This is a genomic window from Zoogloea sp. (assembly GCF_023150065.1).
Classification (GTDB): Bacteria; Pseudomonadota; Gammaproteobacteria; order Burkholderiales; family Rhodocyclaceae; genus Zoogloea.
Genome location: NZ_JAKLLN010000007.1, coordinates 220,234 through 237,214, shown reverse-complemented (window position 1 = coordinate 237,214; position 16,981 = coordinate 220,234). Strand labels below are relative to the sequence as shown.

The following is a 16,981-nucleotide window of genomic DNA, read 5'->3' as shown; positions in this document are numbered from 1 at the left end:
ACCGCCCGGTGCGGACCCGCATGCCGGGTGGTGTGGGAGGGGAACGGTCAGATTATCTGACCGCCCCTATCCCGATTTTAGCGGGCGCGCAGTAGCGCTTCGCCCATCCTTATCGGCTGGCCCTCCGCGATGCCCTCGCACAGCGCGAAGCCTGGGGGCACGAACAGGATGATGGTCGAGCCGTGCTCGAACCAACCCATTTCCTGGCCCTTGCGGAACCCGGCACGGGCGGGGATCTCCGTCGGCCCCGCGTAACCCGTGTGCAGCAGCACATCCAGCCAGTGCAGGCGGATGCTGGCAACGAGGATGGCGGCGACCGGGACGAGGGTCAGCACCGCATCGTGGCCGCTGAGGCGGGCCCGGATAACGGCCCGCTCGTTCTTGCAGTAGAGCTTCTCGATGCGCTTCAGGGTCGGTGGATTGACGTTCCAGGTGTCTCCCGCGATGTAGGTCACATGCTCCACCTCCAGGTCGGCGGGTGCGTGGAAGCGGTGGTACATGCTCGATTTGAGTCGCAGGGTCACGTACTGGCCGTCGCGGCAGGCGTCTACCCGTTCCTGGCTGCCCAGCAGGTCGATGAGTGGATAGGGTGCGCCCTTGGCCTGCAGGGCGGTGGTGCCGTCCAGCGCGCCGCAGGCTCCGACGATGGCGTCGCAGGGGCTGCACAGCACGGCCGGGTCGGTGTCGATGGGGCGGGCGCCCGGCTTGAGCTCGCGGGTGAAGCAGGCGTGCATGCTGGCGAAGTGGCGCTCCCGGGCTTCCGACAGGTCCAGGTCGGCAAACAGGCGCCAGATGCCGATGGACAGCCGGGCCACGAGGGGCTGCTCGATCTTGCTGAACCAGCCCATGAAGCGGGTGAGGAGGGCACGGGGCACCCGGTTGGTGAGCAGGAAGTTGAGGTCTTCCTGATCCAGCAGGCGGGTGATCAGGCGGCGGGGCGGGCTTGGACGATTCATGGCGCTGTAACGGGGGTCGGTTAAATCAGTCATCTTTCAGTAGCGGAGAACGCGCACGTGGAAGATGCATTGGTGTTGGCCGGCCTGGGCGCTGTGGCATTGCCCGGGCTGATCCTGAAGATGAAGCGGCGTCTGGAGTTGTCGAAGGGGAAACATCCGTCCCTGACCGGGCATGCCAAGATGTCCCGCCGGGTGGCGAAGCTGCTGCCTTTCTATGAGTACGACGAAGCCGGGTTCTTCAACTCCGACGACGCCCCGGCCGAGGTGGTGGCGCGGCGCCGGGAGGGTTTCTTCCGGCTGGCTGCGCTTTACCGGGAGCGCTTTGCCGAGAGCGCAGCCCTGACTGCCGAGGTCCAGGACGGGGTGTCGGATCTGCAGTTCACCAGCGCCTACCGGGTGCCCTTCCAGTACAGCCGATTTTTGCGTCAGCACCTCAAGGGCGGGGCTTTCCTCGAGTCCTCGGGGGGCGTGACCGTGACCGATCTGGACGGCAACGCCCTCTATGATCTGGGCGGCGCCTACGGGGTGAATGTCTTCGGCTACGATTTCTACAAGACCTGCATGGTCCGGGGCAGCGAGCGGGTGGCGGCCCTGGGGCCGGTGCTCGGTGCCTATCACCCGCTGCTCGCCTACAACGTGAGGCGCCTGAAGGCCATCTCCGGGCTGGACGAGGTGTCCTTTCACATGTCGGGCACCGAGGCGGTGATGCAGGCGGTGCGTCTGGCCCGCTATCACACCGGGCGCAGCCACCTGGTCCGTTTCTGCGGCGCCTACCATGGCTGGTGGGGCGAGGTGCAGCCCGGCGTCGGCAACCCCACGGCAGCCAACCAGACCTATACCCTGAAGGACATGCACCCCGACGCCCTCCGCGTGCTGCAGCGGCGCAAGGACATCGCCTGTGTGCTGGTCAATCCACTGCAGGCCCTGCACCCCAACGGCGCTGCGCCGGGGGATTCGTCCCTGGTGGACAGCAGCCGCCGGGCGGGTTTCGACCGGGCGGCCTACACGGCCTGGCTGAAAGAGCTGCGCCAGGTCTGTGACGAGCGTGGCATCGTGCTGATTTTCGATGAGGTTTTCGTGGGCTTCCGGCTGGCGCCGGGGGGCGCCCAGGAGTATTTCGGCGTACAGGCCGACATGGTGACCTATGGCAAGACCCTCGGTGGAGGCCTGCCGGTGGGCGTGGTGTGCGGGCGCCGGGCCCTGATGAAGCGCTTCCGGGACGACCGTCCGGCGGACATCTGCTTTGCCCGGGGGACATTCAACTCCCACCCCTGGGTGATGGGCGCCATGGCGGAGTTTCTGGAGCGCATCGAGACCCCGGAGATCCGTGGCCTCTACGCAGGTCTGGACGATACCTGGAATGCCAGGGCGACCCGTCTCAATGCCTGCTTCGAGGCTGAGAGCCTGCCCGTCCGGGTGGCCAACCTGTCGTCGATCTGGACGGTGACCTACACCCGCCCAAGCCGCTACAACTGGATGCTCCAGTACTACATGCGGGCTGAGGGGCTGGCCCTGAGCTGGGTGGGGACGGGGCGCTTCATCTTCAGCCTCAATTACACGGAGGCCGATTTTGCCGAGGTGATGGACCGCATTGTGGCCGCGGCCCGGCGCATGGAGGCCGATGGCTGGTGGTGGCATGACGGGACGCTGACCAACAAGGCGATCCGCCGGCGCATCCTGAAGGAAATGCTGGTCCGGCGTTTTCTGAAGCAGGGCGACTGAACGCGCTGCGGCGCCCCTCCCGAGGGGGGCGCCGCGTCGCAGGACGATCAGGCTGCCTGGCGCTCGCGCAGTTCGCGCAGCAGCAGCAGGGGCGAGCGGTGGTAGAGCTTGATGTCGTGGTAGGGGTCGGTGAGGATCTTGACCAGCCACACCAGGCCCGTCTGCACGTCGCGGATGAAGAACAGATGCACGGTGCGGAACAGCAGGCCGCCCACGCCCAGGCTGAGCCACAGGGCGCCCAGATGGTCGATGTAGCCGGTCATGTCGGTGTGGGCCTCGAACAGTCCGAACATCGTCGGGTTGAGCCACAGGGCCACCGGGATGAAGGCCCAGATGGACAGCAGCACGACCTTGCGCTGCAGGTTGTAGCCCACCTTGACGGCTTCCTTGTAGTCGTTGCTCACCTGGTTCTCCTCGTCGAAACCCAGGGGCTCGAAGAAGAAATGGCCGGACTGGCGGGTAACCATGGAGATCAGCCAGCCGATCAGGGCGGCCTTGACCGGATCCACGAAGAGCAGGGAGTAGGCGATCAGGAAGCTGATGGCGCTGATCAGGTGCAGGGTCTGATTGATCCGGCTGTGGTGGTAAAAGCGGTGGTCGTCCCAGCGCTGGGTGTCCAGCGCGCGCAAAAATTCCTTCATGGCGTCTCCCGAAATCGGCCGAATGGCCTTCGCGGCAAGACTAAGAAGCTCGCGTTACCGGGCGGCTGCGAAAATGTTAAGGCGGTGTGATCGCCGGTGTTCCATCGGCTCCCTGGGGCCGTGGGTAGAATGCCTGCATGATTTTCAGGGCAGGGAAGGGCGGTGAATGGGATGACCGAAAAGCGCCGGATTCTTGGTGTTGCGCTGGCCCTTGCCGTGCTGGGGGGCTTCGTCACCCACTATCTACCGGAAACCGGTCAGTGGATACCCCGGGTGCTGCTGGCGACAGGTGTGCTGGTGCTGACTGGCCTCGCCTGGCGGCGGTGGCAGAGGCGGACCCGGGCCCGCTTTCTGGCGGATTTCCGCTTTCCGGCGGGGCTGGCGCGCAAGGTCTGCGAGCGCTATCCCCACCTCAGCGATGCCCAGGCCGAGTTGGTGTTGCGGGAGCTGCGCACCTTCTTCCAGGTGGCGCTGGCGGCCCGGGGGCGGATGGTGTCCATGCCCAGTCAGGCGGTGGATGTGGCCTGGCATGAGTTCATCCTGTTCACCAAGGGCTATCGGCTGTTCTGCCGTCAGGGCCTGGGCCGCTTTCTCGATCACACGCCGGCGGAGTACATGGCCACGCCCCAGAGCGCCCGGCAGGGATTGCGCCGTACCTGGCAGCATGCCTGCCGTTTCGATGGCATCAACCCACGCAAGCCCGAACGCCTGCCCATGCTTTTTGCGCTGGATGGCCTGCTGTTGATCCCCGACGGCTTTCGCTATGCCCTCAACTGCATGGGGCCTGACGGGGAGAGATCAGGAGATGCCTACTGCGCCAGCGACATCGGCTGCAGCGGCGGCGGTGGAGGGTGTTCGGGTGACTCCGGTGGTGGCGGTGGGGATGCCGGCGATGGCGGCAGCGGATGTGGCGGAGGAGGCTGCGGCGGGGGCGACTGATGTCGCCTGGGTTTAAGCGGGACTTAAGTTCTGCTCGGGATACTCCGCTCGCTGCCCGGTCCGCGCGGACCTGCACGTGATCCTGACAAACCCCAGAGGAGACCCAGCCCATGAACCCTGCTCGTCCATTCAAGCCCATGACCCTGACCCCGTTCCTGCTCAGCCTGGGTGCCGCCGCGGCACTGTCTGGCTGTGGTGGGGGCGGCAGCGGCGGTACCGGTGCCTCTGCCGGCACCCCTGCGCCGGCCACCCCGACGGCGGCGGCGACCTACACCGGGCCGGTGAGCGGCCTGGGCTCGATCGTGGTGAATGGTGTCCGTTTCGAAACCCTCGGCGCCACGGTTCATGACGCGGACGATCCCTATGGCAGCACCATGTACGCCTCGCCGATCCGGCTTGGCACCGTGGTGTCGGTGAGCGGCGATGTGGACGACGTGAAGGCGACGGGTAGCGCCACCCGGATCCGCATTGTCGGTGGCCTGCGCGGCGCTGTCAGTGCGGTGGATGTGAGCGCCGGTACCCTGAGCGTGGGTGGCCAGACCGTGAAGGTCACGGGGACGACGGTGTTCGATTCCGGCCTGAGCGGGCTGGCGGCCCTGGCTGCAGGCAGCTACGTGGAGGTCTATGGCCTGCCCCAGGCCGACGGCAGCTTTACCGCTACGCGCATCGAAGTCCGTGGCAGTGTCACGGGCAGCGTTTCCGGTGTGGCCCTGCGCGGCATCGTGGCTTCGGTGGGGGCCGGCAGTCTCACCTTGCGCAATGGCCTCACGGTGTCTTACGCGGCCGACACGGTGTCGCCGGCCGGTGCAGGTATTGCTGCCGGCAGCGATGTGCGCATCCTGGCGGCGGCCGCCCCGGTCAATGGCCAGGTGGTGGCAAGCCGGGTGCTGGTGCTGGGGGCCGTGACCCTGGTGTCGGGTGGCGCAAACCCGGTATCCGGTGGCTCCGTGAAAATCAAGGGCATCGTGGATTCCATCAGCGGCAGCACGATCAGCGTCTCGGGCACGCCGATTAGTCTCGGTACCATGGCCGCCCCCGCCATCGGGAGCTTCGTCGAGGTCAAGGGCAGTCTTTCGGGGGGGACGCTGGTGGCCAGCCGGATCGAGATCGAGGGCAGCGGCCGCAGCCTGCAGGTGCTGGGCGCCAACGGTCAGGTGGCGTACAGCGGCACCTACAAGCAGGAGCTGTATGGCGTGGTGGCCAACTTCAGTTCCCTGTCGAGCTTCACCGTCCAGGGCGTGCCCGTGGATGCCAGCCAGGCGCGCTTCGAGTACGGCGTCAATACGGTGGGCAACAACAGCTACGTGGAGGTCAAGGGCACCTATCAGAATGGCGTGCTGCTGGCCACGAAGCTTGAGCTGAAGGGGGCCACGGCGAGTCTGACTTCGGGTTCCGGTGGCGTGCTGTCCAGTGGCAGCAGCAAGTTCGAGATCTACGCGACCCTGAGTTGCGTGAGCTACCCGTCCAGTTGCACCCTCAGCGGGGACAGCGTGCTCAATGCGAACCTGTCCGGCGCCAGGTGGGATGATGGCGGCCGTTATGTGCCGGGCAGCCAGCCCTATGTGGAGGCCAAGGGCTACCTGGATGCGAGTGGTGTCTTCCAGGTCGTCGAGGTCGAGATCAAGCGCGGCAACTGACCCCTGGCGGCGGGCCCTTCCCGGGCTCGCCTGCCAAAAGCGAAGCCCGCCAGTGGCGCCCCGGGGCAGCCACTGGCGGGCCTTCTTTTTTGTGCGGCCTACAGGAAGCGATCGAGCAGGCGCTTGCTGTGGCTGTCGAGGGCGTAGCGGTCGCGGATCAGGAAGGTGATGCCGCGGCTGTCGGTGATCATCAGGGCGGGCGGGGTGAGGCGGCGGATGTCTTCCTCGCCCTTGAGCACCATGTTGGTGTCGCCCCGGTCGGTCTCCAGGTCCCAGGTGCTGGGGGTGGCAAAGCTTGAGACGCGGCGGATGCGCTGGATCACCGGCATGAACTCGCGGCTGGCCATCTCGTCGGCGATGAGCTGGCCAGCGCCTTCAGGCAGGTCGCTCAGCTTGTCGATCCAGGCCACTTCTTCACCATCGGTGTTGATCAGGCCGATGTTCTCGGCGGGGGCGCCGATGGGGAAGGCGCGCACCGGGGTGACCAGGTGGGCCTTGCCTTCGGTGTCGGTGAACAGCAGCTGGCCGAAGCTGTTGCGGGTGATGTCGAGATTCTGCTGGGGCATGGCGGGTCTTCAGGCGGGGGCGTGTTCGCGGTGCTGGGGGGCGCGGGGCTCGGCGCCGATGGCGTCGTCGTCCAGCTTGCGGGTCTGGGCTTCGTAGAGGCGGAAGTAGGCGCCCTGTTTTTCCATCAGGGTGTCGTGGTTGCCGATTTCGACGATCTGGCCCCGGTCCAGCACCACCAGCCGGTCGGCCTTGCGCAGGGTGGACAGACGGTGGGCGATGGCGATGGTGGTGCGGCCGCGGATGAGGTTCTCGAGGGCGGCCTGGATTTCCATTTCGGTCTCGGTATCCACCGCCGAAGTGGCCTCGTCGAGGATCAGGATGCGCGGGTCGATGAGCAGGGCGCGGGCGATGGAGATGCGCTGGCGCTCGCCGCCGGACAGGGCCTGGCCGCGCTCGCCGACCAGCGAATCGTAGCCTTGGGGCAGGCGCAGGATGAAGTCGTGGGCGTGGGCGGCACGGGCGGCGGCGATGATCTCCTCGCGGGTGGCGTCGGGCTTGCCGTAGGCGATGTTCTCGGCGATGGTGCCGAAGAACAGGAAGGGCTCCTGCAGCACCAGGCCGATGTTGCGGCGGTATTCCGACACCGGCACCGAGCGGATGTCCATGCCCTCGATGCGGATGGAGCCGTCGGTGACGTCGTAGAAGCGGCAGATCAGGTTGACCAGGGTGCTTTTGCCCGAGCCGGAGTGGCCCACCAGGCCGATCATCTCGCCCGGGGCGATGTTCAGATCGACGCCGCGCAGGATGGTGCGGTTGCCATAGCGGAAGCCCACCCGCTTGACCTCGATGGCGCCGGTGACCTTGGGCAGGTGCTGGGGCGTGGCCGGGTCGGGCACGCTGGAGACGTGGTCGAGGATGTCGAAGATGCGCTTGGCGCCGGCGGCGGCCTTCTGCGTCACCGACACGATCCGGCTCATGGAATCCAGGCGGGTGTAGAAGCGCGAGATGTAGGCCAGGAAGGCGGCCAGGGTACCGACGGTGACGTCGTTCTCGGAGACCAGCCAGATGCCGAAGCCCCACACGATGAGCAGACCGATTTCGGTCATCAGGGTGACGGTGGGGGAGAACACCGACCAGATCTTGTTGACCCGGTCATTGACCGCCAGGTTGCGGGCGTTGGCGTCGCGGAAGCGGCCGACCTCGCGCTTTTCCTGGGCGAAGGCCTTGACCACCCGGATGCCGGGGATGGTGTCGGCGAGCACGCTGGTGACTTCGGACCACACCCGGTCCACCTGCTCGAAGCCGTAGCGCAGCTTGTCGCGGACGGTGTGGATCAGCCAGGCGATGAAGGGCAGGGGCACCAGGGTGACGAGGGCCAGCCAGGGGTTGATGGACACCAGGATGATCGCCGTCATGGTGATCATCAGCACGTCGGTGGCGAAGTCCAGCAGGTTCATGGACAGGAACAGGCAGATCCGGTCGGTCTCGGCGCCGATCCGCGCCATCAGGTCGCCGGTGCGCTTGCCGCCGAAGTACTCCAGCGACAGGCCCTGCAGGTGCTCATAGGTGGTGGTGCGCAGGTCGGCGCCGATGCGCTCGCTGACCAGGGCCAGGATGTAGGTCTTGGCCCAGCCCAGGGCCCAGGCGAAGACGGCGGCGAGGAGCAGGCCGCCGAGCATCATCATGACCCGGTGGCTGTCGATGGGGGCGCCGTTCTGGAAAGGGATCAGCACCTCGTCCATCAGCGGCATGGTGAGGTAGGGCGGGACGAGGGTGGCGGCTGTGGACAGCAGGGTCAGGACGAAGCCGGCCAGGAGCTGCCCCTTGTAGGGCTGGGCAAAGCGCCACAGGCGGAACAGGGTCCAGGTGGACGGGGGGGTGTGGATCTCCCGGGCGCAGGTGGGGCACTCGTCGGTGCCCGGCGGCAGGGGCGCATCACAGGTAGGGCAGGTGAGGGGCTCGGGCGGCGTGGGCTGACGGCCGGCCAGCACGCACTCGAGCTGGGCCTTGAAGCGGTCGGAGAGATTGCGGGCGGCCGGGTCCTGGGCCAGGGTGAAGCGCCAGCCCGAGAGCTTGCCGCCGTTGTCCACCAGATCGAGGGCCGCCACGCCGCCGTGGTCCCGGTGGCGCAGCTGCAGGCCATCCCGGAACGCCCAGGCCTGCCAGGCGTCCGCTTCCAGGTCCCAGGCCATGAGGCGGCTGTCGGTCAGCGCGACGATGCCGCCGCGGAACTGCAGTCGGGTGTCCAGATCGAGGCTGAGGCTGGCCAGAACCTTCTCGCCGGGGTTCAGGGCGGCATCGAGGCGGGCACGCCAGGCGTCGGGAACGGCAGGGCCGAGGTAGTCGGAATAGGCGGAAGGAAGGGCGGAAGAAAGGGGGGCGGGCGCGGAATTCATTTTGGGGCGCGATGCGGCCTCAGAAAAGGGCCACAGGAAAGGGCCGGCGTGGGGCAAAATTGCGTCCGAAGTTTACTGACTCGTTACAGGCACGTACACCCGGCGGTCGGGCAGAATCGTGGGCTTGTCGATATTTTTTTCTCCGGTAATCCAACCGGGCCCTGCCGCGTTAAGCGAAAGTTCAGTTTCTGTTACACCGTGCCGCTACCCAGCTCGTCACTTCCACAGCCTTGCCCATGACCAACAAAACGATCGAATTCCTGAACGTGCTCCACCTGCGGGGTCCGAATATCTGGACCTACCGCTCCGTCCTCGAGGCCTGGGTCGATATCCATGACCTGGAAGATTGCCCGTCCAATGTGATCCCCGGTTTCTACGAGCGGCTCACCACGATGCTCCCCAGCCTGATAGAGCACCGTTGCAGCATCGGCGAGCGGGGCGGCTTTCTCAAGCGGCTGCGGGACGGCACCTGGCCCGGGCACATCCTCGAGCACGTGACGCTGGAGCTGCAGAACCTGGCGGGCATGACCGGTGGCTTCGGCAAGGCCCGGGAAACCGCCATCCGCGGTGTGTACAAGGTGGTCATCCGCGCCTGGCAGAAGGATGTCTCCATGGCGGCCCTCAACATGGGCCACGACCTGCTGATGGCGGCCATCGAGGATCGACCCTACGATGTGGATGCCGCCGTGCTGCGCCTGCGTGACCTGGTCGACACCTACATGCTCGGCCCGAGCACCCGCTGCATCGTCGAGGCCGCGGCCGACAAGACCCGCCGCATCCCCTTCATCCGCCTGCTGGCCGAGGGCAACCTCGTGCAACTGGGCTATGGCGCCCGCCAGCGCCGCATCTGGACGGCCGAGACCGACCGCACCCCGGCCATCGCCGAGAGCATCTCCCGCGAGAAGGACCTGACCAAGAGCCTGCTCGAATCCTGCGGCGTGCCGGTGCCCGAAGGCCGTATCGTGGATGGCGTCGATGACGCCATCGAGGCGGCCGAGGACATCGGCTTCCCGGTCGTGATCAAGCCCAGCGACGGCAACCATGCCCGCGGCGTGTTCACCAACGTGCGCAGCGCCGACGAGATCCGCGAGCTGTACCCGCTGACCGCGGCCGAGGGCTCCGAGGTCATCGTCGAGCGCTTCATCCGTGGCGCCGAGCATCGTCTGCTGGTGGTGGGTGGCAAGATGGTCGCCGCCAACAAGGGCGACATGGTGTCGGTGGTCGGCGATGGCGAGCACAGCATCGACGAACTCATCGAAACCCAGATCAACTCCGACCCGCGTCGGGGCGTGGAGCACGAGTTCCCCCTCTACCTGATCAAGCTCGACAACTACCCCGCGGCGCAGATGGAGGTGGCCCGCCAGGGCTTCACCGGCGCCTCGGTGCCGGCGGCCGGCCAGGAGGTGATGATCGTCCGCACCAGCAACATGGCCTTCGACGTGACCGACGAGGTCCATCCCGACACCGCCGAGCTGGCCTGCCTGGCGGCGCGCATCGTCGGCCTCGATATCGCCGGCGTCGATCTGGTCTGCGAGGACATCTCCCAGCCCCTCGCCGGGCAGCAGGGCGCCATCGTCGAGGTTAATGCCGGCCCCGGCCTGCTGATGCACATCAAGCCGGCGGTCGGCCAGCCCCGCCCGGTGGGCGAGGCCATCGTCGATCACCTCTTCCAGAAGGACGAGGATTCCCGCATCCCCGTGGTCGGGGTGACGGGCAGCCGCGGCAAGACCCCGGTGGCCCGGCTCATCGCCCATTTGCTGCGCATCTCCGGCCAATACACCGGCCTGGCCTGCAGCGAGGGCGTTTTCCTGGACGGCCGCCAGGTGGAGACCGCCGAAGGCACCAACTGGGACGCCGCCGAGCGCGTGTTGATGAACCGCTCTGTCGAAGCCGCCGTGTTCGAGAACAGCTGCCGCAGCATCCTGGCCGACGGTACGGTGTATGACCGCTGCCTGGTGGGCGTGGTCACCAACGTGGACCCGGAACTGCATTTCGGCGAGTTCTACATCGACAGCGCCGAGAAGGTGTGGAACGTCTTCCGCACCCAGGTGGATCTGGTGCTCTCCTACGGCGTCGCCGTGCTCAATGCCGAAGACCCGGCCGTGGTCGAGATGGCGGAGCTGTCGGATGGTGAAGTGATCTTCTACGCCGTGGATGCCGACGCTGCCGCCATTGCCGCTGCACGGGCCGAGGGCAAGCGCACGGTTTATATCCGCGATGGGGCTGTGGTGCTGGCCCGCGGGGCGGAGGAAGACCCGGTGATCCAGCTCGACCGCATCGCCATGCTGGCGGGCAATGCCGCGGCGCAGCCGGGGGTGCTTTCCAATCTGCTCGGTGCCGTTGCCGGGGCCTGGGCCCTGGGCATCTCCCCGGCCATGATCCGCGCCGGCGTCACGCCCTACGATCCTGCTGCTCCCCTGCGCAACGACTGACCCACCGATCCACGCGAATCGACATGCCTGCCGCCCCTGCGCGGCGGGCGACAATAAGAGACAAGGACTGAAATCCATGGAAGTTTCACGCATCCGGGCACTGCGCGGCCCCAATCTGTGGAGCCGGCACACCGCGATCGAGGCCATCGTGTCCTGCACCCCGGCGGAGTGCGACATCGACGCCGTGCCGGGTTACGAGGCACGCCTGCGCAATCTGTTTCCCGAGATGGGCTTTCTGGAGGCCGAAAGCCACCTGGGCGCCATCTCCGTGGCCCATGCCCTCGAAATGGCGGCCCTTGGCCTGCAGGCCAGCGCCGGTTGCCCGGTGACCTTCAGCCGCACCTCCAAGACCCTCGAGGAGGGTGTTTTCCAGGTTGTGGTCGAATACACCGAAGAGAAGGTCGGCCGGCTGGCCTTCGATCTGGCCATCGAGCTGTGCCGGGCCGCCGAGAGCGATGGCGCCTTCGATCTGGCCAGCGTCCTGGGGCGCCTGCAGGAGCTCGACGAGGACGTGCGCCTCGGGCCCTCCACCGGCTCCATCGTGCAGGCCGCGGTGGCGCGGGGCATTCCCTATCGCCGCCTCACCGAGGGCAGCCTGGTGCAGTTTGGCTGGGGCAGCAAGCAGCGCCGCATCCAGGCTGCCGAGACCGACCTCACCAGCGCCGTGGCGGAATCCATCGCCCAGGACAAGGAGCTCACCAAGAACCTGCTGCGCGCCGCCGGTGTGCCGGTGCCCCTGGGGCGCTCGGTGACCAGCGCCGAAGATGCCTGGCTGGCCGCCCGCGAGATCGGCGGCCTGGTGGTGGTCAAACCCCGGGACGGCAACCAGGGCAAGGGCGTGGCGGTGAAGCTGCGCACCCAGGAAGAGGTGATGAACGCCTTCCGGGTGGCCGAAGAGATCAGTGACGACGTCCTCGTCGAGCGCTACCTGCCGGGGCACGACTATCGCCTGCTGGTGATCGGCAACAAGCTCATCGCCGCCGCCCGCCGTGATCCGCCGCTGGTTGTGGGCGACGGCAAGCGCAGCATCCGCGAGCTGGTTGACCACGTTAACAGTGATCCGCGCCGGGGCGTGGGCCATGCCACCTCTCTCACCAAGATCCGCTTCGACGAGATCGCCCTGGCCACGCTGACCAAGCAGGGCTACGACGCCGACTCCGTTCCGCCCAAGGGCAAGCGGGTGATCCTGCGCAACAACGCCAACCTGTCCACTGGCGGCACGGCCACCGACGTGACCGATGACGTGCACCCCGAGGTGGCCGAGCGTGCCATCGCGGCGGCCCGCAACATCGGCCTCGACATCTGCGGGGTGGACGTGGTGTGCGAGAGCATGCTCGAGCCGATGGAAGCCCAGAGCGGCGGCATCGTCGAGTGCAACGCCGCCCCCGGCCTGCGCATGCACCTGCAACCGTCCTACGGCAAGGGCCGCCCGGTGGGCGAGGCGATCGTCGCCAACATGTTCAAACCCGGCGAGAACGGCCGCATCCCGGTGGTGGCGGTGGCCGGCACCAACGGCAAGACCACCACCGTGCGGCTCACCGCCCACATCCTCGGCGTGGCCGGCAACCGGGTGGGCATGACCAATTCCGACGGCGTCTACGTGGGCAAGCGCCGCATCGATACCGGTGACTGCAGCGGCCCGCGCAGCGCCCGCAACATCCTGCTGCACCCGGACGTGGATGCGGCTGTGTTCGAAACCGCCCGCGGCGGCGTGCTGCGTGAAGGCCTGGCCTTCGACCGCTGCGACGTGGCGGTGGTGACCAACATCGGCATGGGCGACCACCTGGGCCTCTCCTACATCAGCACGGTGGAAGACCTGGCGGTGGTCAAGCGCGTCATCGTGCAGAACGTGGCCCCCCACGGTACCGCGGTGCTCAACGCCGCCGACCCCATGGTGGTGAAGATGGCCAGTGCCTGCCCGGGCTCGGTGCTGTATTTTGCGGCCGATCAGCACAACCACGTGCTCAACACCCACCGGGTGCAGGGCCACCGGGTGGTGTTCGTGGAGGGCAACGCCATCGTGGCGGTGCAGGGTGAAGAGAAGTTCCGCGTACCCCTGGCCGGCATCCCCATCACCCGCAACGGCACCATCTCCTTCCAGATCGAGAACGCCATGGCGTCCATCGCCGCGGCCTGGGCGCTGGGCCTGTCGCTGGAGACCATCCTCAAGGGGGTCGCCACCTTCATCAACGATGCGGCCACTGCACCGGGACGTTTCAACGTCTTCGACTACAAGGGTGCCACCCTGATCGCCGACTACGGCCACAACCCGGACGCCATCCTGGCCCTGGTGCAGGCCGTGGAGAGCATGCCGGCCGAGCGCCGCTCGGTGGTCATCAGCGGAGCGGGTGACCGGCGTGACGAGGACATCCGCGAGCAGACCCGCATCCTCGGCGCGGTGTTCGACGATGTGGTGCTGTACCAGGACGAATGCCAGCGCGGTCGTGCCGACGGTGAAGTGCTGGCCCTGCTGCAGCAAGGTCTGGTGGATGCCCCGCGGACGAAGAGTGTCTGCGAGATCCGCGGCGAATTCCTCGCCATCGACGAGGCGCTGGGCCGTCTGCAGCCCGGCGACCTGTGCCTGATCCTGATCGACCAGGTGGAGGAGGCGCTGGAGCACATCGCCAGGCGTATCGCCGAGGCCTGAGTCCGGCCGTTCGGCTTGCAGTGAAAAGAGCGACGCGAGTCGCTCTTTTCACGTGATGAGCTCGATTGACGGTGCCACGTCAATGGGTGCTCAGGAAGCCCTCCGCCAGCCGTCGGAAGGCTTCCGTCTGTTCTCCGGCCTGGTTTGTATCGAGGCCAAGCTCCTCCGCCAGGATGGTGGCGACCGCCGGGGCGGCGTCGTGGGCGCTGCGGGCGTCGATGAACAGGGCGCGGTGGCGGCGGGCGAGGATGTCCTCGACGCTGCGGGCCAGTTCATGCCGAATGGCATGGCGAACTTCAGCTTCGGTGAGGGTGAGGGCCGGATGGAGCCGTCTGCCGGCGCCGGGCAGGGCGTCCACCCGGGGCCGGTCGGCGCCGAGGACATCCTCGCAGGAACCACCCGGATGGCCGTGGAGCGGCAGCTCGCGGGTGCTGCAGGGCCGTGCCGGCAGCCCGCCGACCGGGATGGCGGTGTCGATGATCTGCTCGCCCATGCGCCGGTAGGTGGTCCATTTTCCGCCGGCCACCGACACCAACCCCTGCCGGGACGTCTGGATCACATGTTCCCGGGACAATGCAGCGGTGGCGCCGCCCTGGCTGCTGCCGATCAGCGGGCGCAGGCCGGCGAAGGCGCTGCGTACGTCGCCCCGCCGGGGTGAGCGGGTGAGATAGCGGCCGGCGGTTTCGAGGATAAAGTCGACCTCTCCGGCCAGGGGGCGGGGTTCCAGGGGCAGGTCGCTGCGGGGGGTGTCGGTGGTGCCCAGCAGCACCTTGCCCTTCCAGGGGATGGCGAACAGCACCCGGCCGTCCGGGGTATGGGGGATCAGCAGGGCCGAGTCGGTGGGCAGGAAGTCCCGGTCGAGGACCAGATGCGCGCCCTGGCTGGGGGCCAGCTGGGCGGGGGCCTGCGGGTCGTCGAGCTGACGCAGGCTGTCGGCCCACACGCCGCCGGCGTTGATGACCACCCGGGCGGCGATGCTGAAGTGCTCGCCGCTTTCTGCATCATGGGCTTCGACCCCCGCCACCCGCCCGGCCTCGTGGCGCAGGGCGGTGACGGGCAGGTAGTTGACGGCCAGGCTGCCCAGGTCGAGCACCGTGCGCATCAGTGTGATGGCCAGACGGGCGTCGTCGAAGCGGGCGTCCATGTAGGCGATGCCGCCGAGCAAGCCCTCCTGCTTCACGGTCGGCAGGGCCGCCAGGGTGTCCCTGGCCGACAGCAGGCGGCTCGCCCCGAGGCTGCGGCTGCCGGCCAGCCAGTCGTAGGCGGTGAGGCCGACGCCGAGCATCAGCCGATCCCAGTGGTGATACACCGGCACCACGAAACGCTGGGGATGCACCAGGTGCGGCGCATTGGCGAGCAGGACGGCACGCTCCTCCAGGGCCTCGCGAACCAGCCCCAGGCGACCCTGGGCCAGGTAGCGCACGCCGCCATGGATGAGCTTGGTGGAGCGCGAGCTGGTGCCCTTGGCGAAATCGTGGGCCTCCAGGAGCAGGGTGGTGTAGCCCCGGGCTGCGGCGTCTACGGCGCAGCCCAGCCCTGTTGCCCCGCCGCCGATGACCAGCACATCCCACCGGGGCGTGTCGCGCAGGCGGGCGAGCAGGGCCTCGCGTTTCACGGCCGGGCCCAGTCGCGGCTGCGCGCCACCGCCCGATGCCATTCGGCCAGGCGTTCGTCGCGCCAGGCGTCACTGCGGCCGGGCTCGAAGACCCGCTCCGCCTCCCACAGGTGGGCCAGTTCGTCCGGGTCGCGCCAGATGCCCACCGCCAGCCCGGCCAGCAGGGCTGCGCCCAGGGCGGTGGTCTCCGTCTGGCGCGGGCGGATCACCGGCACGCCGAGGAGATCGGCCTGGATCTGCAGGAGCAGGTTGTTGCGGGCTGCGCCGCCGTCTGCCCGCAGTTCGGTGAGGGGGCCGGCGCCATCGCGGTTCATGGCGTGGACCAGATCGACGGTCTGCAGGGCAATGGCGTCCAGTGCCGCGCGGGCGATGTGGGCCTTGCCCACGCCACGGGTCAGGCCGACCAGGGTGCCGCGGGCGTAGCCGTCCCAGTAGGGCGCGCCCAGGCCGGCGAAGGCGGGGACGAGCAGGGCGCCATTGCTGTCGGGCACAGAGGCGGCGAGGGCTTCGATGTCGGCGGCCTTGTCGATCAGGCCGAGGCCGTCGCGCAGCCACTGGACCACTGCCCCGCCGATGAAGACGCTGCCTTCGAACATGTAGTCGGTGCGCGGGCCGATGCGCCAGCCCAGGGTGGTGAGCAGGCGGTGTTGCGACGGTATCGCCCGGGCGCCGGTGTTGAGCATCAGGAAGCAGCCAGTGCCGTAGGTGTTCTTGGCCATGCCGGGCTGCAGGCAGGCTTGGCCGAAGGTGGCGGCCTGCTGGTCGCCGGCCAGCCCGCCAATGGGGATGGTGGTGCCGAACAGGGACGCGGTGGTTTCACCGAGCATGCCGCTGCTGTCCACCACCTCGGGCAGCAGCGCGGCGGGGATGTCGAAGAGGGCCAGCAGATCCGAGTCCCAGCACTGGCGGTGGATGTCGAAGAGCAGGGTGCGCGAGGCATTGCTGGCGTCGGTGACGTGGCGGGCGCCGGCGGTGAGCTGCCACACCAGCCAGCTGTCGATGGTGCCGAAGGCCAGCTCGCCCGCGGCGGCCCGGGCGCGGGCATCCGGGATGTGATCGAGCAGCCAGGCCAGCTTGGTGGCCGAGAAGTAGGCGTCCAGCTCAAGGCCGCTGCGGTGCTGGATCAGGGGGGCGTGGCCCGCCTCACGCAGGCGCTCGCAGTCGGCAACGGTGCGGCGGTCCTGCCAGACGATGGCCGGGGCCAGCGGGCGGCCGGTGGAGCGCTCCCACAACACCGTGGTTTCACGCTGATTGGCGATGCCGATGGCCGCCACCTCGCGGGCGGTGATGCCGGCGGCAGCGAGGGCCTGGCGGGCGCAGTCGAGCTGGGTGTGCCAGATCTCCAGGGCGTCGTGTTCCACGAGGCCGGGGGCGGGGTAGGACTGGCGGAATTCCTGCTGGGCGGTGGCCAGGGCATGGCCCTGCTCGTCGAAGACGAGGGCCCGGCTGCTGCTGGTGCCCTGGTCGAGGGCGAGGAGGTAAGGCATGA

The 16,981-nt window shown here is 67.9% G+C and carries 11 protein-coding genes; 5 read left to right on the top strand and 6 right to left on the bottom strand.

Annotated features, from left to right (window positions below; genetic code table 11):
* Nucleotides 1–77: 77 nt before the first annotated feature.
* Nucleotides 78–989, bottom strand: a complete 912-nt coding sequence (gene asd, locus L6Q67_RS11250; RefSeq protein WP_296569231.1) for an archaetidylserine decarboxylase — start codon at nt 987–989, stop codon at nt 78–80.
* Between the two features lie 24 nt (nt 990–1,013).
* Here asd and L6Q67_RS11245 point away from each other — a divergent pair, with 24 nt between their 5' ends.
* A complete protein-coding gene (locus L6Q67_RS11245; protein ID WP_296569229.1) occupies nt 1,014–2,678 on the top strand; it encodes an aminotransferase class III-fold pyridoxal phosphate-dependent enzyme in 1,665 nt (554 codons plus the stop codon).
* A gap of 47 nt (nt 2,679–2,725) precedes the next feature.
* Here L6Q67_RS11245 and L6Q67_RS11240 read toward each other — a convergent pair whose 3' ends face one another.
* The gene (locus L6Q67_RS11240) at nt 2,726–3,319 is read right to left on the bottom strand and encodes a hypothetical protein (RefSeq protein ID WP_296569227.1); all 594 of its coding nucleotides are present in this window, start codon (nt 3,317–3,319) and stop codon (nt 2,726–2,728) included.
* A 171-nt stretch (nt 3,320–3,490) separates the two neighbouring features.
* Here L6Q67_RS11240 and L6Q67_RS11235 point away from each other — a divergent pair, with 171 nt between their 5' ends.
* A complete protein-coding gene (locus L6Q67_RS11235) occupies nt 3,491–4,258 on the top strand; it encodes a hypothetical protein (protein ID WP_296569225.1) in 768 nt (255 codons plus the stop codon).
* 110 nt (nt 4,259–4,368) lie between these two features.
* Nucleotides 4,369–5,895, top strand: a complete 1,527-nt coding sequence (locus tag L6Q67_RS11230; RefSeq protein WP_296569223.1) for a DUF5666 domain-containing protein — start codon at nt 4,369–4,371, stop codon at nt 5,893–5,895.
* Nucleotides 5,896–5,993: 98 nt separating this feature from the next.
* On the opposite strand, the gene L6Q67_RS11225 is transcribed toward L6Q67_RS11230, so the two are convergent.
* Together L6Q67_RS11225 and L6Q67_RS11220 are read right to left on the bottom strand one after the other, a co-directional pair.
* Nucleotides 5,994–6,461, bottom strand: a complete 468-nt coding sequence (locus L6Q67_RS11225) for a DUF1854 domain-containing protein (protein WP_296569221.1) — start codon at nt 6,459–6,461, stop codon at nt 5,994–5,996.
* Nucleotides 6,462–6,470: 9 nt separating this feature from the next.
* Complete coding sequence (locus tag L6Q67_RS11220) at nt 6,471–8,798, bottom strand: ABC transporter ATP-binding protein (RefSeq protein ID WP_296569219.1); 2,328 nt, start codon at nt 8,796–8,798, stop codon at nt 6,471–6,473.
* A 236-nt stretch (nt 8,799–9,034) separates the two neighbouring features.
* Between L6Q67_RS11220 and cphA (L6Q67_RS11215) the strand changes: the two genes are divergently transcribed.
* Nucleotides 9,035–11,230 (top strand): cyanophycin synthetase, encoded by a 2,196-nt coding sequence (cphA, locus tag L6Q67_RS11215; RefSeq protein WP_296569217.1) that lies wholly within the window; start codon nt 9,035–9,037, stop codon nt 11,228–11,230.
* Between the two features lie 76 nt (nt 11,231–11,306).
* Nucleotides 11,307–13,877 carry a cyanophycin synthetase gene (cphA, locus tag L6Q67_RS11210; protein ID WP_296569215.1) on the top strand — a complete coding sequence of 857 codons (2,571 nt, stop codon included), beginning with the start codon at nt 11,307–11,309 and terminating at the stop codon, nt 13,875–13,877.
* Nucleotides 13,878–13,956: 79 nt separating this feature from the next.
* On the opposite strand, the gene L6Q67_RS11205 is transcribed toward cphA (L6Q67_RS11210), so the two are convergent.
* Nucleotides 13,957–15,492 (bottom strand): glycerol-3-phosphate dehydrogenase/oxidase, encoded by a 1,536-nt coding sequence (locus L6Q67_RS11205; RefSeq protein WP_296569213.1) that lies wholly within the window; start codon nt 15,490–15,492, stop codon nt 13,957–13,959.
* On the bottom strand, nt 15,489–16,979 hold the full coding sequence (gene glpK, locus L6Q67_RS11200; RefSeq protein WP_296569211.1) for a glycerol kinase GlpK: 1,491 nt from the start codon (nt 16,977–16,979) through the stop codon (nt 15,489–15,491). Before glpK ends, L6Q67_RS11205 begins: the two co-directional genes overlap by 4 nt.
* Nucleotides 16,980–16,981: the final 2 nt, after the last annotated feature.